Below are 25,538 nucleotides of genomic sequence, written 5' to 3' on the forward strand. Positions count from 1 at the left end.
CCGCCCCCTGCAAAATCCCCCATGGCGACACCGGAAGAACAGATGAGTCCTCAGGAGCAGAAGGCTTACAACGAGGCGCTGAAGAGGATTGAGGCGTGCCGAAAGAAGGGAAAGCGGGGCACTTCGCTTGATCTGATGAATTTAGGCCTGACCCGCCTGCCGCCGGAGATCGGAAAACTCCATGCCCTAATAGGGCTTTACCTACACGACAACACTCTCTCGAGCCTGCCGCCAGAAATAGTAAAATTCCAGGCTCTGAGGGAGCTTTTTATCTCCTACAACCTACTCACGAGCCTACCGCCGGAGATCGGCCAACTCCAGGCTCTGACAGTGCTTGACCTCCGTAACAACCAACTCACGACCCTGCCGCGGGAGATCGGCCAACTTCAGGCTCTCACAGGGCTTTACCTCCACGACAACCAACTCACGAGCCTGCCGCCGGAGATTGGCCAACTTCAGGCTCTCACAGAACTTGCCCTTTCAGACAGCCAACTCACGAGTCTTCCGCCGGAGATCGGCCAACTGCAGGCTCTGACAGTGCTTGACCTCCGCAACAACCAACTCACGAGTCTTCCGCCGGAGATCGGCCAACTGCAGGCTCTGACAGAACTTGACCTTTCAGACAGCCAACTCACGAGTCTTCCGCCGGAGATCAGCCAACTCCAGGCTCTCACTGAGCTTTACCTGCATGGGAATCCTGGTTTGAATCTACCCCTGGGAGTACTGGGTTTTACATGGATGGAGGTTGCCAACAACGAAGGCAACCCAGCACCTCCAAAAGCGATCCTGGACTACTACTTCGCCCGCCAAAAAGGCACTCGCCCTCTCAACGAAGTGAAGCTGCTCCTGGTCGGGCGTGGAGAGGCCGGAAAGACCTCGGTCTCCCGAGCCCTTCGCGGAGAAGAATTCCAAAAAGACCAAGGCGAGACGCCGGGGATTGAGATTCGGCCTTGGAATTTGGCTTGTCCTGAGGGGGCGCCGGTGAAGGTGCATGTGTGGGACTTCGCCGGGCAGGAGATCACCCATGAGACGCATCGTTTTTTCCTCACGGAGCGCAGTTTATATCTGGTGGTGCTGGATGGGCGCGGCGGGCAGCAGATGGAGGAGGCGGAGTATTGGCTGAGTCATGTGGACCGCTATGGCAGCCGCAAGGACGGCGACAAGGTGGAGCGGTCCCCGGTGATCGTGGTGCTGAACAAGTGGCGCAGCCCGGGGCCCTATGACGTGGAGAAGCGCCGTCTCCAGCGTGAGTATCCAAACATCCGCGCCTTTGTGGAGACAGATTGCCGGGAGGGACATGGCATTGAGACTCTGAAGGAGACCATCTGCGCGGTGCTGGAGCAGATGCCTGCCGTGCGGCAGGAGTGGCCGCTCACTTACTTCAATGTGCGGCAGAAGCTGGATGACCTGGCGATGCCCGAGGATGCCCACCAACGGCGACATTTCCTCAACTGGGACGCCTATAAAGGAGTGTGTGCCGAGTGGGGGGTGACGGAACAGGACCAACAGAAGCGTCTGGCGGAGAACCTGAATGCTCTGGGTGTAGCGCTCTATTACGGCGATGACGAACGGCTCCGCGATACGCGGGTGCTGAACCCCAACTGGGCGGCCAATGGTCTGTATGGTCTGGTGCGCGGCGTGCATCGGAAGCCCTTCCAAAACAAACCGGGGCTGCTCTGGCAGGGAGAGTTTGCCGCAGTGCTGGCCGAGGGTATGGAGGGGATGAGCAAGGAACGGGGGGCGACCATTGACGACTATCCTGAAGAACGAGACGGGGTGCGCGTGCATGACTTCCTGCTGGAGCTGATGCAGGATCGGGAGCTGGGCTTCCTGGCTGGGGAATACCGAAAACAACCGCTGTATCTGCTGCCCGGTCTGCTGACCCTGGATGAACCGGAGCCGAAGGACTACGACATCACCGCGCATATCGACCGGGCAGAGCTGCGCTTCCGCTACCTGTATGAGCTGCTGCCTGCCGGGGTGATGAGCCGGTTCATCGTGCGCACCCATCCACTCAGCGATGACTATTTCCGCTGGCAGCGCGGTGTGGTGCTGGGCTGGGGAAATGCGCGTGCCCTGGTCATGGCCGAACGGCGTCGCAATCCCCGTGTGGATGTCTTTATCCAAGGCGGCACGCCCGAGGAACGCCAGGAACTGGCCGGGGTGGTGCGGGCGAACATGGAGGAGATCCATCGCGGTCTGCCGGACGGGCTCAAAGGCCGTGAGGAACTGGACCTGACGGTGGCCGGTGATCAGTATGAAAACGTGGAGAAACTGGAGCGCCTGGAAGCCGAGAACAAACCGGTGCAAGTGGTGACGGCCCGAGGGGTCATCGAGCTGCCTGCAGAAAAGGAACTGGAGCAGGTGCAACCTGCCAAGGCCCGCCGGAAGACCGCCCCGAAACTGAAGGTCTTCGTCAGCTATGCCCACGCCAACTACAAGCTCTGGGAGCGCCTGAAGACGCATCTGGACATCCTCAAAAACGAACGGCAGGTCTCGATCTGGTTCGACGGTAAGATCCGCCCCGGTAGCGAATGGGACGATGCTATCCGCAAGGAACTGAAGGAGGCGGACATCGTCATCGTGCTGCTCAGCAACGCCTTCTTTGCCTCCAAATATATCCAAGGCGTCGAGATGAAAGAAGCCCGGCGACGCCAGCAAGTTGGAGAAGCCGAAATCCTCCCCGTGCTGCTGGAACCGAGTGAAGCTTTTACCAAGCACAGATGGCTTCGAGACCTGCAAGCCGTGCCTAGCGTCAAGGGGCAACTGCGCCCGATCAGCAGCTTTAACCCCGGCGTCAATGGCTGGCACCTCGTCGAGCAAGCCCTGCGCGGGATGATTGAGGAGGTGGCCCAGCGGAGACGGCGCTGACGGCAATCCCGGCTTGCAATCAAGCGCCCCGAAAGTGACTATCTCGCTATGCGTCTGACTAAGCTCACCTTGAAGAACTTTGCGCCCTTTGCCGATGGCGAAATGGATTTCCCTGCCGTGGAAGGTGAAGACACTGAAGGGCTCGCTGAAGTGCATCTTTTCACCGGTGAAAACGGCACCGGGAAAACACGAGTGCTTGCCGCACTCATGGGCGCGCTAGGCAATCTGAATCCGCTCCAAGATCGAGTGAGGCAGGACTCGGGGGCGGAGATTGAGGTGTGGGGAAAAACCGTCGGTAAGACAACCCTTTCAAGTTACGAAGGTTCATGGGGCTATCGAAACGGAGCAGAAGATCCAGCGAAGCCCAGTTTTCCGATTCAACATGATATAGCCTTTGCATTAGCAGGAACAAGCATTGCATTACTTGATGATGTCAAGGTGAGTGCGGGAGCAGAAATCAAACCTGCGCGCGTTCATGAGACTTTGAATATTAGCGGCTCTGTCGGTGGGGTTGGAATTCTTCAGCGACTGATGAATCTAAGAATGCAAGTGGCCCTTGAGCGAGACGCTAATGGGGCTGCCACTCAGGGACGGATGACAAGCTGCCTTACCCAATTAGAACAAGCGATCTCGACCATCTCAGGAAAATCTTTTTCTATCGTGGTCAAACCAGGAAGAGAGATTCGTCTGATGGCTATGTGGGGAGATGTCGAACTCTACTTCTCCGAACTCCCTGATGGCATGCGATCACTCTTAAACTGGCTCGCTGGCTGGGTCGTTCTTCAGGCGGAACATTATGATGAAGCCGAGGCTCCACTGAATGAACCAGTGGTTCTCATCCTCGACGAACCCGAGAACCATCTGCATCCCGCTTGGCAGCGGCGTGTCTTGCCTGCGGTGCAGAAGTTGTTTCCGAAGGCACAGATGTTTGTGGTTACCCACTCGCCCTTTGTGGTGAGTTCCCTGAATGTCGGTTGGATTCACAAGTTCACCCGCAATTCCCAGGGTCGTGTCGAGATCGAGCCGCCCAAAGCAGCAAGCCGCGGTGACAGCTACATGACGGCGGTGCAGGAAGTTCTCGATTTAGCCGAATGGTTCGATCCCGAAACAGAACAGGAAATCGCCGACTTTGAAGCAGCTCTCGACAAAGCCTATGAGAACAATGGCAGCAGTGTGAACGAGATGCGGAGGAAAGCCGATAAACTGGCTCAACGGAGTCAAGAGGTCACCAATCTCGTGATGGGACTGGTGGCACAATTTGACCGCACGGCAGCAGCCCGTGAAAAATCTGTGAACTGAATGCGAAGACGATGCACGCCTGGGAACGACCGCAAGAGCCTGACGAACTCAAGACGCAGCATCCGGCGTTGACCTTAGCCTTTGCGGAGGAGCATCAGCGGACGGGAAAGGTTCCAAGCTGCGATTGGCCCCAGGTGAAAAATGAAAACGGTGAGATGGAAACGCTTCAAAAGATGCTTTCCCGAAGCACCTGCATGCATTGCAGCTATTGCGATAGTCTGATGGGATATTCCAGTCGCGACACGATCGACCATTTTTTACCCAAGAAGCACTTTCCTCATCTGGCGTATGTCTGGACCAATCTCTATCTTTGCTGCGACGGCTGCCAACGTAAGGGCACGAAGTATGATGAAGAGGCTCTGAGACCGGATGAAGCAGAATACAGTTTTAGTCGTTACTTCCGCTATCGCAGAAACGGAGAAATGAGTGTCGTGGCAACGGATGAAAATGATCGGCGACGTGCTGAGATCACGCTCAACGTTTTAGATTTGAATGATGTCGAGTTGGTTCGAGATCGCGCGGCCGAATTCAGAAAGCACCTCGTCCCACGTGCACGCCCCTTGCGGCCAGGACTTGATTCCAAAACAGCTTTAGCTAGGCAGGAGGCCCAACGCCCCTCATATGAAGACAGGCCATTCAGGGATTTCTTTGCTCAAGATCCTGCTCTTGGTTGAGATTGTCAGTTAATGAGATAGCCGAGAGGAGACGGTAAGGAAGTTTGCTCACGGCGTGTGCAGACCACGTCGTAGCTGCGTCTGAACGGATCATTCACTTCCCTGACGGCTCTTGGGGACCAAGAGCCCTACCGTGCAAGCGGCTCTGGTAGGGCACGTTGTCCCAACGGGCCGCCCGAGGTTGTGAGCTCTCACGGGGAGGGTTTGATGAAAGTGTCAACCCAGGTGTTGGTAGGGACCGGTCTTCGACGTGGAGGCGTCGCTGTCGCTCCTTGAGAGTCGGACGAGACGCATTCATCCTTCCGCCGTTGGCTACGGAGAATGCAGCTCGTCCCTACCCAGGGGGGGGATCAATGCATCTCGACGGCACAGCTGCCGAGGCCGCCGCGGAAGTAGTTGAACTGCACGTTCGGGTGGTCGGCGAGCAGGGACATGGGGACGGCGGAGTCGGCGAGGCGCTTGGAGATCATGAGCGCGGTGAGGCGCTGGCCCAGAGGGTTGTCATGCATGCCGGCCTGCCAGATGCTGACTTTCTCCGCCATCCAGGTTTCTTTGGGGCCGACGGTGATGGCCATCTTTGGCACCATGGTGATGTTACCCCCGCCGGAGGTGCGGGCGTTTTGGGAGAGGGTGACGGGATGCAGATCCACGATGCGGGTGCCGAGCTTACGATACTCCGCTGGGGGTGGCGGCTCGTTCTTCCATTTGCCGCTGCGCTTGAGCGGATCGTTGAAGGCCCAGTGCTTGATGTCCCCCTGCCCGCCTTGCATGACGATGCAGCGCACGCCGCTGTGCCAGCTTTTGACGTATTCGGTCACATCCGCCTTGGGGAAGTGCATGTGGGCATCGGACATGACGAGCTTTTTCTGGATGCGGTCGAAGCACAGCTCACGATCGGCTTTCTCAAAGGAGAGCGGATGCTCCATGGAGACTTCCTTCTTGGTCTCGGGATCATACCACTCATCCATGCCCCAGAAGTGGCCGTCCTTGATGGAGATGCCGAGGTCATTGATCAGGCGTGCCACGAGTGGCAGCTGCTCGGTGGGGCCAATGGGGCCGCAGATGCCGGTGGGGTTATCCGCAGTGGCCTGTTTCCAGGCGTGGATGTACTCCAGGGCTTGAGCCAGGTAAAAGTCCTCCAGGGTGTCATACATCACGACCTTGAATCCCGGCCGGGAGAGCTGGCGGAGATCTCTTTCAGTCAGGCGAGCTGCATCATTGATGAGATCGTAGTCGAGCGTGGTGTAGTCCCACCAGTCGGGGGCGATGTGGCTGAGTTTGCGCGGCATGGTGTCGGAAAAAAGGGGTTAAGGTTACGCTGCGAACGCTGCGGAGTTTGCCGCCTCTCTTCTCCTTTGCCAAGACAGAAAAGCTCTACCTGCATGTGCAAGGATCATCTTATTGTGATGCTGATCCTGGCCGACTTCTCATCCAGAGACAGCGGGTCAGATTCACAGCGTGCTTGCAGCCCCCTCTTGCAAAGCGGGCGAGTCGCACTGAAAACTGAGGGCTGACCGACCATGTCCTACCCTGCCCCAGCCCCTTCCCGCATTGATCTCTCCCAGATCGGAGAGCCTGTGTATCGCGGTTCCGTCCAGCACCTGTATGCGGTGCCGGATCACCCCGCTTACGTCGTGTTTGAAACCACCCCGGCAGGGTCGGTCTTTGATGTGGGCAGCATTTTCACCATCGAGGGCAATGACCTCAATCGCGCCATTTTCCGGCATGCGATGTACACCCGGCTGACGGAAACCGACACCTGGCAGCGGGTTCACGCCGCTCTCCTCAGCACGAGTTCCCTGAACCCCACGTGGCGGGATCAACTGATGGATGGCCCCCTCCAGAGCATGCTGGAAGGCGGTGCCCGCACCCACCATGTGGGGATGCTGGATGGCCAGACGGGCGAGGTGGTCACCACCGGTATGCCGACCACGCCGAGCTGCTTCAACGTGGTGCGTCGGTTCCCTGTGATGAAGCCCCCGCAGCGCAATGTGATGGGGAACTTCGTCTTTGATTACGCTCAGTTTCACCAGAGCGACACCTATGTGGTGCCTCTGGAGTACATCGTGCGTTTTGGCGTCACCAGCGGCAGTTCCATTTTACGCAAATATGAAGCTCTCAGCGACAAAGAGCGCCGCGCCTTTGAGCAGGAATTGGGACTCACTGGCCCGATGAAAGCCTGGCAGATGCTGGATCGCCCGATCTACGACCTCACCAGCAAGTATGAGCCGGAAGACCGTGCCGTGAGTAAGCAGGAGGCCTTGCTGATGTCGGGCCTCAGCGCCCAGCACTTCACCGATACGATCAAGATGGCCCTGCTGGGAGCCTGGGCGGTGAAAGACCTGCTCGATGAGATCGGGCTTCAGCTCTGGGACCTGAAGTGGGAGTTTGCGGTGGATCGCGAAAGCCTGCTGTTTGTGGATACCATTGATGCCGATAGCTTCCGCGCGACCAGCACCGTCCAGGTGGACGGGCGTGAACTCATCATCCACTACAACAAGCAGGCTATGCGTGACTACTACCGCATCGTCTGTGCAGACTGGTATGCAGGCATCAATGCCGCCAAAGCTGAGGCTCAAAAGCTGGGCACTCCCTTCAAACAAATCCTCAAAGAAGGTCAGGCTGCGGGGATCTACCCAGCGACGCCTGAGGTGGATGCGACTTTCCTGGAACTGCAAGCCCGCAAGACGGCCTTGATCAAAGAACACGTCCTCGGCATTTCCGATGCTGAAAAGGTTCGTGCCGGGCTGATCGAGACCGGATTGGCTGAAGCCGAATTCTACCGCAGCCGCGGCCATCTGGAGGAACTGCTGAAGCTGAATGCTCTGTAAGAGGGAGTCACTCTGAAAGCTCTCTGCAAGAGGTGGCGACCGGGCTTAAAGGTAGCCCTCCTTCTTCCAAACAAAAAGCCCTCGAACGTGAGTTCGAGGGCTTTTTGTTAAAACGAGCTACCGTGGACGATCAGTGGGAGGTCGCTTTCTCAGCGCCCAGGCCCGTGTGGGCACGCACGGACAGTTCGGCAAATTTAGACTCCGCTTCGGGATCACGAGGAGTCAGGATCGTGCCCAGATAGGCAGCGAGGAAGCCGAGAGGGATGCTGACGATGCCTGGGTTTTGCAACGGGAATGGAGCCTCTTTGCCAAAGATACCGCTCGGGCTGAGCAGGATCAGGACAATGGAGGAGATCAGCCCTACGGACAGGCCTGCGACAGCACCAGAGGTGTTGAAGCGCTTCCAAAAAACGCTGAAGATGATGACGGGCAAATTGGCACTGGCCGCCACAGCGAAGGCGAGGCCGACCAAGAAGGCGGCATTGACACTGGGGCCCAGGAAGATGGCAATGCCGATACTCACGGCACCCACGACGAAGGCGGTGATGCGGGCAACCTTCACCTCAGCCCCGGGGCGGTTTTCTTTGCCGTGGTGGATCACGTTGGAATAGAAGTCATGCGCGAAGGATGCCGAGGCACTCATGGTCAAGCCAGCGACTACAGCCAGGATGGTGGCAAAGGCGACGGCGCTGATGAAGGAGAAGAACAGCTCGCCGCCCAACTCATGAGCCAGGATCGGAGCTACCATGTTCGGATTTGGCGCACCGCTCTCGGTCAGGATGAGGGACTTCTTCAGGATGGTGGCAGCACCAAAGCCGAAGAAGGTCGTCATGATGTAGAAGAGACCAATGATCGCCATGGCCCAGACCACGGAGGACCGGGCGGTCTTAGCATCTGGCACGGTGTAGAAGCGCACCAGGATGTGTGGCAGACCCGCGGTGCCGAGCACAAGACCCAAGCCGAGAGACACCAGATCCAGAGGTCCCCAGGGGCCTGCTGCCGCGATGCCGTATTTCAGCCCAGGCTCCAGAAGGTTCTTCGGCTCTGCCGTGCCTGCATAATCGGCTTTCGACACTGCTTCAAAGAAACCAGTGAGACTGAAGCTATGATACTGGAGCACGAGATAGCTCAGCAGCACGGCACCCGCCATGAGGAGGAGAGCTTTCACGATCTGCACCCACGTGGTGGCCAACATGCCGCCGAACACCACATACACGAGCATGAGCAGACCCACACCGATCACCGCCGGAGCAAAGGGAACATGGATGAGCTCCTTGATGATGCCACCCGCTCCCACCATCTGGGCAATCATGTAAAAGGTGGAAACTGTCAAAGTGCTGAGGGAAGCCAGCGCCCGCACCGGACGGGGACTCATGCGATAGGCCAGCAAATCGGCCATGGTGTATTTACCCGCATTTCTCAAGGGTTCAGCGACGATCAAGAGCACCGTGATATAGGCGACCAGGAAACCGACTGAATACATGAAACCGTCGTAACCGGAGAAACAGATCATGCCGGAAATCCCCAGGAAGGAAGCGGCACTCATGTAGTCACCAGCCACAGCGAGACCGTTTTGCCAACCCGTAATGCTACGGCCAGCGGCAAAATAGGCGCTGGCACCGGTGTTGCGTTTGGCCGCCCAGAAAGTGATCAGCAACGTGAACCCCACGAAGCAGAGGAACATGATGAGGGAGATAGACATGCGTAAGAAAGTGGAAAAAGGAACTGCGGAGAGAGGATGCAAAAAGAGGGCTTACTTCACGTCGGCAATAACGGCCGCGGCTTCCTTATCCCACTTGGAGGCGACGCGCACATAAACGAAAGCCATGATCCAGGCCATGAAGAACTGTGAGAAGGCAAACAGATAAGCCACATTGACCTCGCCGAAGACTTTCGTTTTCATGAAGTCGGGCGCATACCCCACGAGGATGGGCAGGGCCAAATAATAGGCCATGAAAAAGATGGTCGCTTTGATGATGAAGCGAGCCTTGCGACCTAGCAGGGCATGAAATTCCGGCTTTGCCGCCAGCCGGTTCCAATCCACGGGAGTTTTATTTTCGTCCATGGAACAGGACACTAGGAAGCCACTTCTAAAATGGCAAGAGGGATATCTTTTTTCTCTCTATTATCACGCTAGTTAAATCATCCTAAAGCCTGATTGAAAGAACTCATCGGTCCTGGACGCGTGCTAGTAGTGTTCGTCTTGCGCAAGCAAGTTCCCCACCGGAAGATGGCTTAACATGAAGGGACTCATCTCCGTCGTCACCACCATCCTTCAGGATCGCACCAGCCGAAGTAATCTCCAAGCGTTGGTCCGCCTCCTTGTGGTTTTAGTCGGGCTGACGGTGGTTTTTTCCATTCTCTTCCATCTGATCATGGAGTGGGAGGGCCAGAAACATTCCTGGATCACGGGGTTTTATTGGACGCTTACAGTGATGACGACCTTGGGCTTTGGCGACATCACCTTTGAGGGAGATCTGGGCCGGTTTTTCTCCATTGTCGTGCTGGTCACGGGAGTGATTTTCATGCTGGTGCTGCTGCCTTTCACCTTCATCGAGTTCTTTTATGCCCCGTGGATGCGTGCCCAGGCAGCAGCCAAGGCACCGAGAGAGCTGCCCTCGATCATGAGTAATCATGTGATCCTGACCTGCTACGATGCTGTGGCCACGGCACTGATTCCCATGCTACTCAAATACGGCCACCCTTACGTGGTTCTGTGCCCCACTCTGGTCGAGGCCCTTGAACTCGATGAACGAGGTGTCAAAGCCGCAGTGGGAGATCTCGATGATCCCGAAACCTATCGCAAGATGCGCATCGAACAGGCAGCGATGCTCGTCACCACTCGGGGCGATATGATCAACGCCAACGTCACTTTCACAGCTCGCGAACTGGCCCCCAACCTCCCCATCGTGGCCTCCGCAGGCTCTCACGGGTGCAGGGATGTCTTGGAACTCGCTGGAGCGACCTTGGTTCTGCGTCTGGAAGACGTGATGGGCAATACGTTGGCTCGACGCATCAGCATTCGGGATTCCGACGCACACGTCATTGGCAACCTTGAAGGGCTGCTGATTGCTGAGGCATCAGCTGCTGGCACTCCGTTAGTTGGCACCACCTTAGCGCAAAGCCAAATCCGCACTCAATCAGGCGTGAGTGTCATCGGCACTTGGAATCGTGGGAAGCTTGAGATTGCCCAGCCCGATAAGGTCATCACCGATGACACCTTGTTTGTGCTCGCGGGCACCCAGAAGCAGTTGGATCAATTCAATCGATCCTTCACCACCACAAGCAAAAGCAAGCCACGTGTCCTGATCATTGGCGGCGGCAGAGTTGGCCGTGCCACTTACCACGCGCTGCGCGACATGGATGTTTGCTCGGTCAGTCTGATCGAAAAACGGCCCGATCGTGTTCTCAATATCCCAGATGCGGTGATCGGCGACGCCATGCAGATGGATGTGCTGAAGCAAGCCGGGGCCAGAGAAGCGACTACACTCATCATCACCACGCATGATGACGACACCAATGTGGCGCTCACCATTTTCTTTCGCCGACTGCGGAGTAACTGGCAGATTCTGACCCGAAGCACCATGGATCGAAACGTCGCTACCCTGCTGCGAGCGGGGGCGGACTTGGTCCTCTCCTACGCGGCCATGGGAGCCAATACCATCCTCAACATCCTGCGGGGTTCCGATCATCTGCTGCTCGCCGAAGGCGTGAATGTCTTTCCCGCCGAAATTCCGGCTTCCATGGCTGGCCGAAAACTGAAGGATCTCCAGGTGCGATCACAAACGGGCTGCACCATCATTGCTGTGGAGGAAGGTGGAAAACGCGAAATCAATCCCCCAGCCGACTATCAACTGCCCATGCAGGGACGCATGTTCCTAGTCGGCACCATTGAGGCGGAGGATCTGTTTTTGAAGAGATTCAAACCCGCCTTAGAACCTTTGCGAAAGCGCAAGCATGCCAAGGCGAAACAGCTTTCTAACGCTCCTTAAAAACCCCAGCGGCCTCTTTCATTCGATCCAGCACATAATAAACGGTTTGGCTTCTTAGCCGAACCAGATGGGCGCCGATAATGCGAGGGACAAAGTCAGGAGGCACCTCCAAGATATCCTCTAGGGTGCTGCCATTCAGCCCTTTGCACAGAATCACGGTCATCGCCTTGGTCAGTGTCTGGACCTTAGGTCCCAGCTCAATCGCAAACTCCACCTTTTGACCGCTCGTCACTTTCAGAAAGACCCCCACGGTATCGGTGCATTGCTCATCCTTTCGGACATCTTCCACATCGTAAGACTCGCCTGCTCGACGCCGAAAAGATTCCGCCTGCTCAGATTCATGGATCAGCATTTCCCGGCGTTCGGCTTCCGGTAGAAGCTCGAAAAGCTGGATCAGCTCGTCAAGGGCGGCAGGATAGGGCATCCGTTAAGATGACGGTGGCTTTCCTCGTTCTGGAAACGAAAATTTCAGGAATTTCAGTCCGGCGACTGCACTGTCTTTCCTCACCGGTGCCTCTTGCGCGGCGTATCCAGCAATGATAGCAAAGAGCAAACATGGATTGGTCCCAACTACGCGCAGATTTCCCCATCCTGGATCAGACGGTCCACGGCCATCCTCTGGTGTACTTCGATAACGCCGCCAGCAGCCAAAAACCCCGCCAAGTGGTGGATACCCTGGTGCGCTATTATCAGACGGACAATGCCAACGTTCACCGTGGGCTGCATGAGCTCAGCATGCGCGCGACAGATGCTTTTGAAGCCACCCGGAAGAAAGTGGCTCGATTCATCGGAGCAGCCCGTGAGGAAGAGATCATTTACACTCGCGGCACCACGGAGGCCATCAACCTCGTGGCGGGAGTCTGGCCTGCCCAGTTTCTCCAGCCTGGCGATGTCATTCTCCTCACCGGCATGGAGCACCACAGCAATCTGGTGCCTTGGCAATTGGCCGCCAAGCGCACGGGAGCTGTTTTGAAACACATTCCCGTCTTGGAAGACGGCACTCTGGATCTTGATGCGGCGGAAGTTCTACTGACCGAGGAGGTCAAGCTCTTTGCCTGCGTGCATATCTCCAACTCTCTGGGAACGGTCAATCCGGTGAAAGAACTGGTGGCCAAGGCTAAGGCCTTGGGTGCTGTCACCCTCGTGGACGGAGCTCAGGCAGTGGGGCATGTTCCCGTCGATGTTCAGGACATCGGCTGTGACTTCTATGCTTTCTCCGGTCATAAAATGTGTGCTCCGACCGGGATCGGTGCGCTCTATGGCCGCTATGAGTTGCTGGAAAAAATGGAGCCCTGGCAGGGCGGCGGTGAGATGATCACCACCGTGACTCTGGAAAAGAGCGACTACAAAGCTCCTCCCGCCAAATTTGAAGCCGGCACGCCGAATATCGCTGATGTGATTGGGTTGGGGGCTGCCATTGACTACCTCGAAAACATTGGCGTCGAGGCGATCCAGGCTCATGGAGCTGAGCTAACCGCTTATGCCTACCAGAGAATGGCGGAGCTGCCTGGCATCCGTATTTTAGGTCCAGAGGCTCCCCGGGGGTCTTTGGTCGCCTTCCACCTGGCCTGTGCTCACCCCCATGACTTGGTTGAGTTTGCCAACACTTACGGATTGGCTCTGCGTGGGGGACACCACTGCACTCAGCCGCTGATGAAGCGCTTCAAGGTGCCCGGCACCAGCCGAGCCAGCTTCTACCTTTACAACACGAAAGCCGAGGTGGATCGGATGATGAACATCCTCCACCAAGCTGTAAACTTTTTCTCCTGATGGCCCTCTCAGACGAACTGCGCGACTTGTATCAACAAGTGATCCTCGATCACTCTCGGAATCCACGTAATCACGGTGAACTCACGGGGGACTGTGTGCATGTCCATGGAGACAATCCCACCTGTGGCGATGAGATCGACGTTTGGGTGAAGTTTGGGGCCGACGGTAAAGTCGAAGACATCAAATTCATCGGCCAAGGTTGTGCCATCAGCCAAGCCAGTGCCTCCATGATGACCGTGAAGATCAAAGGCGCGGAGGGCGGTAAGGTTCAATCCCTCATGGAAGACTTCCGCCATGTCGTTCTCGGCGATGCACCCGTTAAGGATGAGGATTCCCTGGGCGAGCTGGTTCTGATGGAAGGCGTGCAGAAGTTTCCCCAGCGGGTGAAGTGTGCCATGCTCGGTTGGAGAGCTTTGGAGCAAGCCATCGGTGAGCACAAGAAGGCAGACTGACCTGCGTCGGACCAGCCTCCCCTAGCCTACATTCATGGGGTCCACATCCCAGGTGATGTAGATGTCTTGGGGCAGACTCAGACCCGCGATCACCTTGCGGATGTGAGCACATAAGGCACGAATTTTTTCACTGCGGAGAAGAAGCTGGAACCGATGGTGCCCATGCGCCTTCGCCAGCGGTGCGGGTGCGGGTTCCCCCATGATGCACCCCTCCGGCAGATCATTCTCCAGACGCTTGTGCAAGGTCTGAAGGGCAAACTCCGCCTGGGCCTCGTGTTTCCCTCGCGCACTGATCAGCACCACATGACTGAAGGGTGGATATTTGAAAGCGATGCGATGCTCGAGCTCCTGAAGAGCATAACCATCGAAGTCATTGTGTCGGCTAAACTGAATGGCCGGACTATGCGGAGCGTGGGTTTGCACAAAGACCTCACCTTTCACCTCACCACGCCCTGCTCGACCTGCCACCTGGACGAGCAATTGGAAGGTGCGCTCCGCCGCACGGAAGTCAGGGATATTCAGGGCTGTGTCAGCATTCAAAACGCCGACTAGCGTGACATTGGGAAAGTCCAGTCCTTTGGCAATCATCTGAGTCCCGATGAGGATGTCCAGCTTCTGCGCTCGAAACTCTTTCAAGGTGTCCCGGAGCTGATTCTTCCGCTGCATGGTGTCCGTATCCACGCGGGCAATACGAGCTTGTGGAAAGACTTCTTTGACGGCCTGCTCCACCCGTTCCGTGCCAAACCCGCTGTATTTGAGCCCAGGCTCCTTGCAGGCAGGACACTTGGTGGGCGGCACTCTCCGGGCCCCGCAGATGTGGCAGACGAGGCGATTGTCCTTCTTATGCAAGGTCATCGGGATGGCACACTCTTGGCATTGGACTGTCTCTCCGCAAGACACGCAAGAAAGGCTGGTATTGAAACCACGACGGTTCAGGAAAAGGATCGTTTGTTCCTTTTTGGTTAGGCGATCGGTGATGGCCGTGCGGAGTTTTTGGGAAAGGATGCCGGTGTTCGCAAAAGACACTTCGGTTCCCTTCCGGCGCTCCATTCGCATATCCACAATCCGGATCAGAGGCATGGATTTCCCGTCTGTCCGCTTGGTCATGGTGAGGAGTTGATACTTCCCAGTGGTGGCGTTCTGAAACGACTCCAGGCTGGGAGTCGCCGAGCCTAACAGGACGGGGCACTTTTCAATTCGCCCCCTCACGACTGCCACGTCTCGGGCATGATAACGCGGAGCGTCTTCCTGCTTGTAAGAAGGCTCATGCTCCTCATCCACAATGATCAAACCCAAGTTCTCGAGAGGAGCAAAAATGGCACTGCGGGCTCCAATCACGATCTGTGCCCTGCCCTCGTGAATCTTGAACCACTCATCGTGTCGTTCCCCATCGCTCAGATGGCTGTGCAGCACAGCAATCGCGTCTTTGCGCTCCGAAAAACGAGCTTTAAATCGTTCAATCGTCTGCGGCGTCAGGCTGATCTCGGGCACGAGCACCAAGGCGGTTTTGCCTTGCTTCAAGACCTCGGCAATCGCTTGCAAATAGACCTCGGTCTTACCGCTTCCGGTCACGCCATGCAGCAGCAAGGTGGAAGGCTTGGGCTCTTCTCCGCCTGCTGGCGATGCCTCGGCGGCAAACATGACACCGAGAGTCTTGATGAGGGTGTCATAAGCCGCTTGCTGCTCCTCCGTCAGCTTCAGTGGCTGGCTAGGCAGAAACTCCTCCGTTTGAAAAGGGTCTCGCTCCACCCGGATCTCGCTGCGGGTGATCCACCCCGCTTTGATCAGTGGCTTGATGATGGTCGTTGCTCGCGGCAGTTCACGGCGCAATTCACTCAAGGTGGCCTCCCCACCATGGCTGCGCAGCTTTTCCAAAATGCGTGCCTGCATGGGGGCCGTCTGATGCAGTTTATCAAAGATTTCCGGGGAGGGTTCCTTCGCCAGTTTGAGATGGCTATCCGTCAAGAACGTCTCCGGCTTTTCCCTCACCGCCTGCGGTAACATCGTCCGCAGCACACGGTTCACAGGCACCACGTAGTATTCGGAAATCCAGTTGGCCAATCGCAGAAGCCCCGAAGTAAACATGGGGCGTGAACCCACGACGGAAAGAATCTCCTTCAGACGCGTATTCCCCTCAGGACTGTCTAAAATCTCTAGGACCACGGCGGTGACACGCTGCTGTTGGAGAGGCACGGTGAGACGGGTGCCAACTCGCACGGATTTCTCCAGTTTCTCGGGGATCGCGTAGTCGAGCTCCAACGCGGCGGCCGTTTCGAGCTGAACCCGCGCCACTTTCCGAATGGCCCCGCTGCCGCTCTCCTCAGGAGACTCACCACGCGGCAATCCCAAATCAAAGAAGCTTTGGGCAGCAGGTGAAGAGGAATGGGAGGTCGGAGGCGGCATTCGTGACCTCACTTTGAACCATCATTTGGGAGCAAATGCACGGACGATGTTCAGGCCCCTGAAAAAGTTGGCCCATTCGGCCACAGTTCGAGCTTGGCTTCGGATCTGGCCGAACGCTAATCTCCGGCCATGATACCTTCGACCCGTCGCCGTTTTCTTCAGCAGCTCACCGTGAGCAGTCTTGGCCTGTGGCTTCCTCAGCTACCTGCGAAAACGATCCCATCGAACAGCGGACTTCCGCGCAGCACACCCGCCGCTCAAGGCGTCTCTTCGGAGGCCCTTCAAGCCTTCTTGGCGAGGATTGCCGAGGCAGAAATCGAGTTACACAGCTTCATGATGGTTCGGCATGGCCACGTCATCGCGGAAGGCTGGTGGGCACCTTATGGACCGGCCTACGTCCACAGCATGTACTCCATGAGCAAGAGCTTCACCTCCACCGCGGTGGGGCTGGCAGTAGCTGAGGGAAAACTCAAAGTCAGTGATCGCGTCATTTCCTTTTTCCCCGAGTCCTTACCTGAGCAAGTCAGTGAAAACCTCGCAGCTTTGACCATCCAGGATCTCCTGACGATGTCGGTGGGCAATGAAAAGGAACCGACGCAGCCCGTCGTCAAATCGGAGGACTGGGTGCGCACCTTCCTGGCTCAACCGATCACCCATCAGCCCGGCACCGAATTCATGTACAACAGCGCCGCCACCTACATGTGCTCGGCCATTGTCCAAAAGGTCACAGGGCAAAAGATCCTGGACTACCTGACCCCACGTCTGTTTGAGCCGCTCGGCATCACGGGCATGCGCTGGGAAACCTGTCCGAAAGGCATCAATACCGGAGGTTGGGGACTGAGCATTCCCACGGAAGCCATGGCGAAGTTTGGCCAGCTTTACCTGCAAAAAGGCCTGTGGAATGGACGCCAACTTTTACCCGCAGCTTGGGTGGAGGAAGCCACCGCATTTCACATTCAGCAACCCGGCGATGCCAGCTCTGGTCGGCCCGATTGGCTGCAGGGTTACGGCTATCAATTCTGGCGCTGTCAGCACGGTCACTTCCGCGGCGATGGTGCCTTTGGACAATTCACCATCGTCCTGCCTGAGCATGATGCTGTCATTGTCATGACCAGTGAAAACAAGAACATGCAGGGACAGCTCGACCTCGTCTGGCAGCATCTCCTGCCAGCCTTTCAAGCCGCTTCAGCCCAAGATGACTCGGCCCTGGCCGAACACCTCCAGGGGCTGAAACTGACACCCCTCCAAGGTCAATCCAACTCACCCAAGATCGAATCCATTGGCGGTAAAACCTTTGCCCTGGAGGTGAATGATTTGGGCCTCACGTCCATCCAGTTTAACTTTCACGGCAGCCGTTTGGCCTTCGTCGCGAAGGCTCAGGATACGGCTCATGAAATCACCTGCGGCATTGGTCAGTGGCAGCTTGGCCAGACTCAGATGCCGGGCACACCACCGCGACTCATTTCCGGCGGCAAACCGACGCTCCCTGTAAATTCCCCTGTCGCGGCCAGTGCCACATGGACCGATGACAGCACCTTGGTCATGACTTGGCAATACTACGAGACTCCCCATCATGACACCGTGACCTGCCGTTTTGACGGAGATCAGGTAAAGGTCAGCTTTCTCAACAGTATTGCCGCCATGGCTCCGAACCCCAAGGATCCTCGCACGGAGTTGGTGGGGAAGATGGTCGGCTGAGATTGGTCAGTTGGAGCCCAACTGACCTACTTCACCGCTGCACCAAGCGATTGGCTAACAAACCATTCACAAAAAGCTGGAGCGGGTGATAAAACATGATCGGCAGGAGAATCAGCGTCAGATCCGCGCGATCTCCGAAGATGAGCATGGCTAAGGGCACCCCCATGGCGAGGGTTTTTTTCACCGAGCAAAAGTAAGCGGCAATGCTGTCCTCGCGATTCAAGCGCAGGGCTCGACAAGCCCCCCAGACCAGCAGCGACATGAAAACGAACAGCGCCACCACGACAGCACCAGTCTGAAGCGTCAAGGTGGTGCCAAAGCGGTGCCAGATCTGCTGCTCCACCGACTCACAAAACGCCGCATACACAATGAACAAGATCACCCCATTGCTGATGCGGGTGATCCACACCTTGTGGCCCTCGATGAGGCTCTTCACATGCGGCCTCGCCAGCATTCCCAGGCTGAACGGCAGGAGAGTGAGTAAGGTGATCTTCAGCAGTAACGGGCCAAACTCCCCCGTCTGCCCCGTCTTCTGCATCAGCAGATGGACAAGGATGGGGGTCACCAGCACGCCGAGAATGTTGGAGAGGGCCGCATTGAACAGCGCCCCCGCCGTATTACCCCCGGCCAAGGCCGTCAGCACCACCGAGGTCGAAATCGTCGAAGGCAGCACACACAGATACAGGAACCCATCACGCACCGCCTGCGGTTGATCCGGAAACAGCCAGGGCACGATTCCATTGAGCATCAGCCCCACGACGGGAAAAACCGCAAACGTGAAGCTCTGGATGATCACATGCAGCCGCCAATTCGCCGCCCCGCTTTTGATCTTTTCGAGAGCCAGCGACAGACCTTGCAGAAACAGAATCAACGCAATGCCCCCATTGCTCACCACCTCCGCATGCAGCCCCCCATGCCGCGATCCCGGCCCCGGGATGATGAATCCCAGAATCACCGCCAGCACAAGCCCGATCAGAAATCCATGCACACGCCACCAGGGCACCGAGGGAGATTGGGCGGAGTGAAGAGAGGACATTCGTCCGCAACAAACGGAAGAACCGGCACGACGCAAATCCGCACTGCGCGTCGCGTCTCGGAAAGCGGATGAGAATCACTCTTCCTTCCCCCACTCGCGGAGTTGTGCGCCGTTGCCACCACTGACTTGTTCTGCCCGGCTGATTGTTATCGATGAACTGCCGACCTGAGGAGAGAAGGCATTAGAAACTCAGACAGGAGCCAAGTCCGACGTCATGCCTCCGGCTTCGGCCAGCCATGACGATTGTAGGTCAAATCTCTTCATCTCACGTTCCTTCGACCAACCCTCCCATCCCTTCTCATCGCCATCAACCCAGGCAGCGATGGAAATGTGCGACAGAATCGTCCGGTCTGAACGGAATCTGGACCGAAAGCCGCCCGTTGTCCTGGTAACGAAACGTCTCGAATGGGCCGACAGAACGGAATCTCAGCCCCCCATGTCCGTAAAATCCTGAATGATCGAATTGCGGCTTCTTGCGGAGCCATCCAGCGCACCCAAGAAAATAAATCGTGTGATCGGGGCATTTCTCGGTAGAACGCTCAAACTAAGCCAAGCAATCGCATTGGCTCCAATGCCTTATTAGGCTCCTTTTTTCTTTTCTGATGAAATGTCCTCGATTGAGCCAAGGTAAATGCTTTGCCTCACTTTAGGGTCAGAAACAACGAATTGCTCTGGCGGAAGAAGCACTATTCGATATTCTTTCTGCGATGAATACTTGGAGGAATCCTTGAGGAAAAATAGATCGCCTTGCTTGGCTCCAAACGGAACGTGCGAGAAATCCCAATACTGCGCTGGCGCAGAAAGGGCACCCCATCCCGGAAGTTGCGCGTTTAATGCTTTCTCAAACCGCTGAAAGAAAGCCGTGACATCGAAAATTTCCACGCACAAATCGCCATCAACCTCTTCATACATTTTTTCTGAGTAGCCTAACGAAAAACACTTCATGAAGTAGGGAATGCGAATTCCGAAACTCATCTTTATCGACCGTAGATTTGCAATGGGCTGCGCACTATCGATTCCTGCATCGCCGACCAGAACGCTTGTCGTCTTCACTGATGGTGATGCGGTTCGGCTCATCTCGTCATCTCGCTGGCCAGCCGTAAGTCCCTCCCGGGCAAATCCCGCCGCTAGCCCGAACGATAGATGTCCGGTGGAGCGAAAATCACCAATGTGACAAGATTGGCCGAAATGCCAAAGATTGGAAGGGTATGACATAGTTTGTTCTGCCTAAGGGTTTAGCTTTGGCAGAGCGGGGACAGGTACGTTGCGTTGACGAACGAAAGGATCATCCGAGCCATGAGTGACGACCAAAACAAGCCACTCGTGCTGTTGCCAGCAGCTTTTTGTTCGCTGTTGAACGTCGATAAATCATCATTATGCCAATTCTCGTCGAGCTTGATCTCTTCTCGCATAGTCACAGGCTTGTGGATGCAACAGCGTCCTCGAACTGCCATGGCCCGTATCTCTGTTCGATCTTCATACAAATGGCCTCTTTCTCACGCTCAATGGCGAGGATCTTGGGATGCTTCATCAGATCCACCTGTCCGTGGTATTCTGCCAACTCTCCTTCATTCCAAAGTCTGTGAGCAGTGTCGAAAATGCGGACGAACTCCTTCACATCCTTGTCGTGGGCAAGAGGCTTTCTGATATTGTTCACCTGTCTGCCCTGGTAACGTCTGTGTGGGTCTCTGAGGAAGAGGATGCGGGGAATGGGCTCCGTGCGCGGAACGATGTCATGGAGCACGCCATCAGGAGACTGCCAGACCGAGTGAAACTCCGCCTCAATCAATACCTTCGCCCGCTCCCAGATAGCCCACCCAATAACAGCCTGCCCGCCGTGGGAACTTACCCGCGCCTCAATCGTTGGGAAACAGTCGCCATCCGAAAGGCGATCCAGAGGCGCGCAAGGGATGTATCCGAGTTCAATGTCAATCGAGCGAACAACCTGCCTCGCGAAGCTGATGACGTAGGGTTTGATTATCCTAGGCGGGCGCATTTGTTTTCAGCGAACGATCAAGCTTTGGCACGGGAGGGGCGGCGGTGAGCATGAATGAAACGGGTGATATCTAATTACGACATAGGCCTCGATACGACAACTAGCGCCCCTCCCAATTGTCTAGCAGCGCCGTTGTTCGCCTTATTGTCTTCACGATCCGGGTTCTCGTCCTGTGCCGTCGCAAACGCCACATGGCCTACCTGGACCACCAATGATTCGAGTCTCGGTTAGTAATTCGGATGCTTTGTTAAATAGATTCCGTCTCTCTTGGCTTGCCTGGGCGTCAAATTCGCGCTGCAGAGCCAACGCCCGCTTGTAGGCCAAAATGGCCTCGATAGCTTCTTGGACCTTATAAATTGCGTATCTGCGCTCAATGTCAGGACTTGGTTGGCTGGCGGGCTGCATATGCTTTAATTTCGAGGTAAACTGCGCGGACTAAGGCTGAAAGAAACTGCTTACAGGTTTTCACTGGTTTCGTGTAGCCTGGGACATTCTTATCACAACCATCAAGCTGCTCAAAGAGCTCAATGTAAACTGAGCCGTATTGCTCGTGTATAACGTCTTTGGAAAGAAAGCGTTTCCTCCAATACATAGCTGTCATCTGTAAAGCGTTGCCAGCTTTTTCAACTGCTGGGCCAATGAGATTATCGCAATCAATGTAGTTCACTCCCGTCCAAGCCTGCTCTAATCTGTGAAGTGCTTGTTCATCTGAGGGGGCAGCACTGGACTTGAGCCACGCACCAACACCAACTATCAAAGCCAGAAAGGTCAGCCCCAGGAAGGTCAGCATGACAATGAAGGTCTGATCCTTATCTAAGCGGGAAAAGATATCGAGGGCCAGCCACTGTCTATAAAGTGACAGAAAGGTAAAAAATGCGACTGCGGCGAGGCCCGCAACGGCGAATGCTACTCTCCAAATACGATCCATATGCTGTTATATGTGTATAGTCTTTTGAGGCGAACAGTGTCATTAGTGTGCTGCAATATCGATATCAGTGCGAGCCGCAGCGCTTATTTCGAGGTCATGGATGAGCTGGAAGGCCCATCCGATCAAGGTTTGAAGGAGTTTGTGCAGCATGATGCATTGCGTTGGCTTTCTTAATCATTGGCTAAACGGAATGAATCGGTATTGCGTGCAATAATATCGATATTTGACAGCTCACCAAACCTTTTGTGAAGGCGAGACTAAAAAGAAGTTGGATAGCAGGCCCAGGCTCGGGGATTAAGGCGTAGAGGCATCGCCGGGAGGCGCATTGAAGGGTGGGGTAGGTCGCCTACTCCGTCAGGAGCAACACGGCACCGAAGACAGCAGCCTCCGGCAAGCAACCAATGTCGAACGGATGGGCATCGTCCAAGTCCCGCGCTTCAGCGAGTGCCCGCTGAGCATCCGCAGCTATTCGAGATCAAGTCAGGGCCCCCACATACCTCCAACCTATTGATCTTTGGTCGCAACAAGCATGGCAAAATGGAAGTTTCGTTAGGCTCCAACCGCCCAAACATTGGACCACCAACTTAGTTAAGCGTATTCTATCCTATAAAGATGCGGTGCTGGGTCCACCATCCATGCGCCGCTTGTTATCTCCTGAAGAACGAAAAACTCGATGGGCGATTGTTCGGGCTCATTGGATTTCAAGAAGTATCTTTGCGTGGTATTGGTCAATAAGGCGACAGAACTCAGTATCGCTTGATGCCATCCGTCACATACCATTGCCCCTCCTATGGATTGGCTATCTGGCCCAACGATTTGAAATTTTTGGAAAGTCATACCCACTCTCTACGCAAACTTCAACCTAATCCTATCATGAAAGAAACTAATCTTTATTCTAGTGCACTCACATACCATCTCACCTAATAGGACAAGTTCTCAAAAACTCGAAGAAGGTCCAAGGTTCTCTACACTTCGAAAAATCCTACAAACTCTCGCTTCGCTCCATCCCATTGAATTCTATCGAGCATGGAAGCGTTCAAGGTTCGAACGTCGTTTTGAACGGCTCCAAAAGCAGAGCACACGCCTTGTAGCTGAATGCTGCAAAGGCCATCCTGAAAAACGTCTATATGTAAAGTGCCAGTTCGCTCCTCACCCTGGCCATAACGATAACGGATTGGTCTCCCCTGAAAAAACGGAACAATCAAGTGAGCGGGCAGATAAACAGTGTCCATGCTTTCCTTACCTCTAAGTCATAAGAATCTTTCTTCTCAATATATGCAATAAACAACTTTATCCATGCATTATCCTGTATACTCCGTTCGGAATTGCGTTTGCAGTTAGTTGATAATCAATGCTTTATGAATTCTTCTTGCGCCGCAAAAAATGGCTTTAAATTAACCCATGAAGAAGCGCGCCGCCAAAAAACCTGAATTTTACGAGGGAAAAGAGGCTGCGCAGCGCTTTGAAAGCCTTCTCGACACAGTTTTAACCGTTCCAAAGGACAAAATTTTGGAACTAGAAAAGGGCGCTCGAAAAAAATCGGGGGCCGAAAAGAAAAATAGAAAAGAAGGTGCCGATTAAGCACTTTTCGAGATCAGTTCCCTGTATCTGATTCTCTTGCCAGATACTTCTGAAACCGCCAAATCAAAGCGGTTGGAATCATTGCCCGTTCTCTCGTTAAATCTAAAGGCCTGCTCATCTAAATATCGGAAAAGATGGCGGCGGCTAGGGCAAATGTAGGTACCCTTAATTGTGCGCTTCAAAAGACTCCAAAAGTTTTCCATGCCGTTTGTGTGAACGTCGCCCATGACATAACAAAAAGCATGATCCACCGTCTTGTGCGTATATCGTTCGTTCAAGCCATTGTAAGACCTGAGGGCATCAGTGTAGAGTTTTGATCCATCCTCAACAAACTCAGACACGCCGCCATGAATGTCAGGCCGTTTGCGAGAGTTTAAAACTTTGAGGCGAACTTGTGAAGGCCTGTCTTCCGTCCCCCTTTCTAGCGCACCAAAGATTGGAATCATAGCAATCGGCCCAGTTCCTTTAACTTTTTCGCGCCGCTTGGATTTATGCATGTTGCTCGCTTTCATGCCGACAAAAGTTTCATCAGCTTCTACCGTCCCCTTCAGCTTGTCGATACTCCCTTGTTGGAAAGCCAAACGGATGCGATGGCCCATGAACCAAGCAGACTTCTGAGTGATTCCTAAAGTGCGGGCTAACTCACAAGATGAAGCGCCGTTTTTGGCATTGGCTATGATCCACATTGCAGCCAACCATTTGTCTAGGCCAAGAGGCGAGTTCTCGAAGATCGTCCCCACCTTAATTGAAAACTGTTTGCGGCAGTCTTTGCAATTCCAGATGCGGCGCGAACGGCTAAAGCCCCCCACATTTTTAGATATACAATGAGGACAGATAACTTGCCCATCAGGCCACCTTTTAGACATGAGGTAGTTATGGCAATTCTCTTGGTTTGAGAAGAAAACGATGGCCTCTAGATGGGTGAGCGGCGCTTCCATCAGGCATTATAATGCCCTAAAGTTAGGGCGCAAAGTAATAGTTAAACTATTCGCACCGCCTATTTTTTTGCTTCTTTTTGCGCGCGAATAACACAGGCTCCAAAATCCAACCCCAACCCATCAGCGATCTTTTTCAAAACCCAAAAAGTGGGCCGCGCATCATCGCTTTCAAGATGGGTGATAGTGGTTCTGGCCACGCCAATTTGCGCCGCCAGTTGGGTTGCAGAAATCCCCGCGCGCAAACGTTCGTTCTTGAGAATCAAGACGATAGCGCGTTCCATAGGATCAATCTGAGAAGGGCGTGGCACCCTACTAAAATTATCGCGTTGACGGGATAAACACGGGCATTAAAATGCCCGATCTATGAGAACGTTTTTCGCCTTCTGGTTGATGATTCTTTTTGCCGCTCCGCTTTATGCTGACAAAGCATACTATGACCAACAAGAGGAAATTCGTAAAGCAGCCGAAAGACTTGTTGAGCATGATCGACAACAGCGGCAAGAGGCGAAGGAACGCTATGACCAAAGATATTCCTATCGCCGCACTCAAAGCGGATGGGAAATTACTTGGATCGTGATCAAATTGATCTTTTGGATAGGGGTGATTGGGTTCGTTGCCTATTGCTTCATGTGATGAATAACTTTTCTAACTTGAAAAAAATGAAAACTTTTTTGGCGGCGCTGCTAATTTTTTCCCTGTCTTCTTGTGCAGCAAGCAAAGTTGTTCACAGACTTAACCATGACTCCACCTTCCAATATTCGGCGGAAGCTTTGGTAAGGGACTATCTAAACTCTCAAATGTATGGAGAAGATGGAAGAAAGTTTGGAATAACTTCAAACTTCTATAACCTGATGCAATATCACATTGAAGGCATGGGCGTGCAATACTGGCAACCCGCTGTGATTTTTCGTGCGCAGGCTGGCAATCAACTTGGCGGAATAACGTGGAAAAGCTACTGTGCAACCCTTCGCCATGATCCAAAAGCCGAAGCCATGCAAGATGCGTATTCAGGTTTACGTCTCACTTCCGTAAAACCCACTGTGGAACAATTGTTGAGGGATAATTGATT

Annotated in this window: 22 protein-coding genes; 11 read left to right on the plus strand and 11 right to left on the minus strand. The window is 54.8% G+C overall.

Annotation, left to right across the window (positions count from 1 at the left end; translation table 11 throughout):
- Positions 1 to 21: 21 nt before the first annotated feature.
- The 3 genes from B5D61_RS15205 to B5D61_RS15215 are packed head-to-tail and all read left to right on the plus strand — an operon-like array spanning position 22 to position 4,844.
- Positions 22 to 2,871 (plus strand): leucine-rich repeat domain-containing protein, encoded by a 2,850-nt coding sequence (locus tag B5D61_RS15205; RefSeq protein ID WP_176159465.1) that lies wholly within the window; start codon positions 22 to 24, stop codon positions 2,869 to 2,871.
- Positions 2,872 to 2,919: 48 nt separating this feature from the next.
- On the plus strand, positions 2,920 to 4,170 hold the full coding sequence (locus B5D61_RS15210) for an AAA family ATPase (RefSeq protein WP_078814267.1): 1,251 nt from the start codon (positions 2,920 to 2,922) through the stop codon (positions 4,168 to 4,170).
- Between the two features lie 11 nt (positions 4,171 to 4,181).
- A complete protein-coding gene (locus tag B5D61_RS15215) occupies positions 4,182 to 4,844 on the plus strand; it encodes an HNH endonuclease (protein ID WP_078814268.1) in 663 nt (220 codons plus the stop codon).
- A gap of 350 nt (positions 4,845 to 5,194) precedes the next feature.
- Here B5D61_RS15215 and B5D61_RS15220 read toward each other — a convergent pair whose 3' ends face one another.
- On the minus strand, positions 5,195 to 6,133 hold the full coding sequence (locus tag B5D61_RS15220) for a sugar phosphate isomerase family (protein ID WP_078814269.1): 939 nt from the start codon (positions 6,131 to 6,133) through the stop codon (positions 5,195 to 5,197).
- Between the two features lie 231 nt (positions 6,134 to 6,364).
- Here B5D61_RS15220 and B5D61_RS15225 point away from each other — a divergent pair, with 231 nt between their 5' ends.
- Positions 6,365 to 7,675, plus strand: a complete 1,311-nt coding sequence (locus B5D61_RS15225) for a phosphoribosylaminoimidazolesuccinocarboxamide synthase (protein WP_078814270.1) — start codon at positions 6,365 to 6,367, stop codon at positions 7,673 to 7,675.
- 130 nt (positions 7,676 to 7,805) lie between these two features.
- On the opposite strand, the gene B5D61_RS15230 is transcribed toward B5D61_RS15225, so the two are convergent.
- Both B5D61_RS15230 and B5D61_RS15235 read right to left on the minus strand, forming a co-directional pair.
- Positions 7,806 to 9,377 carry a solute symporter family protein gene (locus B5D61_RS15230; protein ID WP_078814271.1) on the minus strand — a complete coding sequence of 524 codons (1,572 nt, stop codon included), beginning with the start codon at positions 9,375 to 9,377 and terminating at the stop codon, positions 7,806 to 7,808.
- A gap of 51 nt (positions 9,378 to 9,428) precedes the next feature.
- Positions 9,429 to 9,740 (minus strand): DUF485 domain-containing protein, encoded by a 312-nt coding sequence (locus B5D61_RS15235; RefSeq protein ID WP_078814272.1) that lies wholly within the window; start codon positions 9,738 to 9,740, stop codon positions 9,429 to 9,431.
- Between the two features lie 175 nt (positions 9,741 to 9,915).
- Between B5D61_RS15235 and B5D61_RS15240 the strand changes: the two genes are divergently transcribed.
- On the plus strand, positions 9,916 to 11,667 hold the full coding sequence (locus B5D61_RS15240; protein WP_078814273.1) for a potassium channel family protein: 1,752 nt from the start codon (positions 9,916 to 9,918) through the stop codon (positions 11,665 to 11,667).
- On the opposite strand, the gene B5D61_RS15245 is transcribed toward B5D61_RS15240, so the two are convergent.
- Positions 11,654 to 12,091: a SufE family protein gene (locus B5D61_RS15245; protein WP_078814274.1), complete on the minus strand. Its 438-nt coding sequence runs from the start codon at positions 12,089 to 12,091 to the stop codon at positions 11,654 to 11,656. The two genes, B5D61_RS15240 and B5D61_RS15245, sit on opposite strands and share 14 nt — an antisense overlap.
- A gap of 131 nt (positions 12,092 to 12,222) precedes the next feature.
- Between B5D61_RS15245 and B5D61_RS15250 the strand changes: the two genes are divergently transcribed.
- Both B5D61_RS15250 and sufU read left to right on the plus strand, forming a co-directional pair.
- Entirely contained in the window at positions 12,223 to 13,437 is a 1,215-nt protein-coding gene (locus B5D61_RS15250; protein ID WP_078814275.1) for an aminotransferase class V-fold PLP-dependent enzyme, read from the plus strand.
- Positions 13,437 to 13,889 (plus strand): Fe-S cluster assembly sulfur transfer protein SufU, encoded by a 453-nt coding sequence (gene sufU, locus B5D61_RS15255; protein WP_078814276.1) that lies wholly within the window; start codon positions 13,437 to 13,439, stop codon positions 13,887 to 13,889. Before B5D61_RS15250 ends, sufU begins: the two co-directional genes overlap by 1 nt.
- A 21-nt stretch (positions 13,890 to 13,910) precedes the next feature.
- On the opposite strand, the gene priA is transcribed toward sufU, so the two are convergent.
- Positions 13,911 to 16,292, minus strand: coding sequence for a replication restart helicase PriA (gene priA, locus B5D61_RS15260; RefSeq protein WP_078814277.1), 2,382 nt, complete (start codon positions 16,290 to 16,292; stop codon positions 13,911 to 13,913).
- Positions 16,293 to 16,421: 129 nt separating this feature from the next.
- Here priA and B5D61_RS15265 point away from each other — a divergent pair, with 129 nt between their 5' ends.
- Positions 16,422 to 17,990: a serine hydrolase domain-containing protein gene (locus tag B5D61_RS15265; RefSeq protein WP_078814278.1), complete on the plus strand. Its 1,569-nt coding sequence runs from the start codon at positions 16,422 to 16,424 to the stop codon at positions 17,988 to 17,990.
- A 31-nt stretch (positions 17,991 to 18,021) separates the two neighbouring features.
- On the opposite strand, the gene B5D61_RS15270 is transcribed toward B5D61_RS15265, so the two are convergent.
- The 4 genes from B5D61_RS15270 to B5D61_RS15285 all read right to left on the minus strand — a co-directional run bounded on the left by B5D61_RS15270 (position 18,022) and on the right by B5D61_RS15285 (position 21,950).
- Entirely contained in the window at positions 18,022 to 19,026 is a 1,005-nt protein-coding gene (locus B5D61_RS15270; RefSeq protein WP_078814279.1) for a bile acid:sodium symporter family protein, read from the minus strand.
- Positions 19,027 to 19,605: 579 nt separating this feature from the next.
- The gene (locus B5D61_RS15275) at positions 19,606 to 20,241 is read right to left on the minus strand and encodes a hypothetical protein (RefSeq protein ID WP_078814280.1); all 636 of its coding nucleotides are present in this window, start codon (positions 20,239 to 20,241) and stop codon (positions 19,606 to 19,608) included.
- Positions 20,242 to 20,440: 199 nt separating this feature from the next.
- A complete protein-coding gene (locus B5D61_RS15280; RefSeq protein ID WP_078814281.1) occupies positions 20,441 to 21,022 on the minus strand; it encodes a hypothetical protein in 582 nt (193 codons plus the stop codon).
- 376 nt (positions 21,023 to 21,398) lie between these two features.
- The gene (locus B5D61_RS15285; protein WP_078814282.1) at positions 21,399 to 21,950 is read right to left on the minus strand and encodes a hypothetical protein; all 552 of its coding nucleotides are present in this window, start codon (positions 21,948 to 21,950) and stop codon (positions 21,399 to 21,401) included.
- 1,401 nt (positions 21,951 to 23,351) lie between these two features.
- Here B5D61_RS15285 and B5D61_RS15300 point away from each other — a divergent pair.
- Positions 23,352 to 23,531, plus strand: a complete 180-nt coding sequence (locus B5D61_RS15300) for a hypothetical protein (RefSeq protein WP_078814285.1) — start codon at positions 23,352 to 23,354, stop codon at positions 23,529 to 23,531.
- On the opposite strand, the gene B5D61_RS15305 is transcribed toward B5D61_RS15300, so the two are convergent.
- Together B5D61_RS15305 and B5D61_RS15310 are read right to left on the minus strand one after the other, a co-directional pair.
- Positions 23,528 to 24,469: an IS1595 family transposase gene (locus tag B5D61_RS15305; protein ID WP_078814286.1), complete on the minus strand. Its 942-nt coding sequence runs from the start codon at positions 24,467 to 24,469 to the stop codon at positions 23,528 to 23,530. The genes B5D61_RS15300 and B5D61_RS15305 overlap by 4 nt on opposite strands.
- 59 nt (positions 24,470 to 24,528) lie before the next feature.
- Complete coding sequence (locus tag B5D61_RS15310) at positions 24,529 to 24,750, minus strand: helix-turn-helix domain-containing protein (protein WP_078814287.1); 222 nt, start codon at positions 24,748 to 24,750, stop codon at positions 24,529 to 24,531.
- A gap of 82 nt (positions 24,751 to 24,832) precedes the next feature.
- Here B5D61_RS15310 and B5D61_RS15315 point away from each other — a divergent pair, with 82 nt between their 5' ends.
- Positions 24,833 to 25,102, plus strand: a complete 270-nt coding sequence (locus B5D61_RS15315; RefSeq protein WP_078814288.1) for a hypothetical protein — start codon at positions 24,833 to 24,835, stop codon at positions 25,100 to 25,102.
- Positions 25,102 to 25,536: a hypothetical protein gene (locus tag B5D61_RS15320; RefSeq protein WP_139373282.1), complete on the plus strand. Its 435-nt coding sequence runs from the start codon at positions 25,102 to 25,104 to the stop codon at positions 25,534 to 25,536. The genes B5D61_RS15315 and B5D61_RS15320 overlap by 1 nt, the downstream gene beginning before the upstream one ends.
- Positions 25,537 to 25,538 lie beyond the last annotated feature (2 nt).

Source organism: Prosthecobacter debontii, from assembly GCF_900167535.1.
Classification (GTDB): domain Bacteria; phylum Verrucomicrobiota; class Verrucomicrobiia; order Verrucomicrobiales; family Verrucomicrobiaceae; genus Prosthecobacter; species Prosthecobacter debontii.

Bases quoted from the DNA above. Each gene is read 5' to 3' on its own strand.
- B5D61_RS15205 (WP_176159465.1), top strand. From the start codon at position 22: ATGGCGACACCGGAAGAACAGATGAGTCCTCAGGAGCAGAAGGCTTAC.
- B5D61_RS15210 (WP_078814267.1), top strand. From the start codon at position 2,920: ATGCGTCTGACTAAGCTCACCTTGAAGAACTTTGCGCCCTTTGCCGAT.
- B5D61_RS15215 (WP_078814268.1), top strand. From the start codon at position 4,182: ATGCACGCCTGGGAACGACCGCAAGAGCCTGACGAACTCAAGACGCAG.
- B5D61_RS15220 (WP_078814269.1), bottom strand. From the start codon at position 6,133: ATGCCGCGCAAACTCAGCCACATCGCCCCCGACTGGTGGGACTACACC.
- B5D61_RS15225 (WP_078814270.1), top strand. From the start codon at position 6,365: ATGTCCTACCCTGCCCCAGCCCCTTCCCGCATTGATCTCTCCCAGATC.
- B5D61_RS15230 (WP_078814271.1), bottom strand. From the start codon at position 9,377: ATGTCTATCTCCCTCATCATGTTCCTCTGCTTCGTGGGGTTCACGTTG.
- B5D61_RS15235 (WP_078814272.1), bottom strand. From the start codon at position 9,740: ATGGACGAAAATAAAACTCCCGTGGATTGGAACCGGCTGGCGGCAAAG.
- B5D61_RS15240 (WP_078814273.1), top strand. From the start codon at position 9,916: ATGAAGGGACTCATCTCCGTCGTCACCACCATCCTTCAGGATCGCACC.
- B5D61_RS15245 (WP_078814274.1), bottom strand. From the start codon at position 12,091: ATGCCCTATCCTGCCGCCCTTGACGAGCTGATCCAGCTTTTCGAGCTT.
- B5D61_RS15250 (WP_078814275.1), top strand. From the start codon at position 12,223: ATGGATTGGTCCCAACTACGCGCAGATTTCCCCATCCTGGATCAGACG.
- sufU (WP_078814276.1), top strand. From the start codon at position 13,437: ATGGCCCTCTCAGACGAACTGCGCGACTTGTATCAACAAGTGATCCTC.
- priA (WP_078814277.1), bottom strand. From the start codon at position 16,292: ATGCCGCCTCCGACCTCCCATTCCTCTTCACCTGCTGCCCAAAGCTTC.
- B5D61_RS15265 (WP_078814278.1), top strand. From the start codon at position 16,422: ATGATACCTTCGACCCGTCGCCGTTTTCTTCAGCAGCTCACCGTGAGC.
- B5D61_RS15270 (WP_078814279.1), bottom strand. From the start codon at position 19,026: ATGTCCTCTCTTCACTCCGCCCAATCTCCCTCGGTGCCCTGGTGGCGT.
- B5D61_RS15275 (WP_078814280.1), bottom strand. From the start codon at position 20,241: ATGTCATACCCTTCCAATCTTTGGCATTTCGGCCAATCTTGTCACATT.
- B5D61_RS15280 (WP_078814281.1), bottom strand. From the start codon at position 21,022: ATGCGCCCGCCTAGGATAATCAAACCCTACGTCATCAGCTTCGCGAGG.
- B5D61_RS15285 (WP_078814282.1), bottom strand. From the start codon at position 21,950: ATGGATCGTATTTGGAGAGTAGCATTCGCCGTTGCGGGCCTCGCCGCA.
- B5D61_RS15300 (WP_078814285.1), top strand. From the start codon at position 23,352: ATGAAGAAGCGCGCCGCCAAAAAACCTGAATTTTACGAGGGAAAAGAG.
- B5D61_RS15305 (WP_078814286.1), bottom strand. From the start codon at position 24,469: ATGGAAGCGCCGCTCACCCATCTAGAGGCCATCGTTTTCTTCTCAAAC.
- B5D61_RS15310 (WP_078814287.1), bottom strand. From the start codon at position 24,750: ATGGAACGCGCTATCGTCTTGATTCTCAAGAACGAACGTTTGCGCGCG.
- B5D61_RS15315 (WP_078814288.1), top strand. From the start codon at position 24,833: ATGAGAACGTTTTTCGCCTTCTGGTTGATGATTCTTTTTGCCGCTCCG.
- B5D61_RS15320 (WP_139373282.1), top strand. From the start codon at position 25,102: ATGAATAACTTTTCTAACTTGAAAAAAATGAAAACTTTTTTGGCGGCG.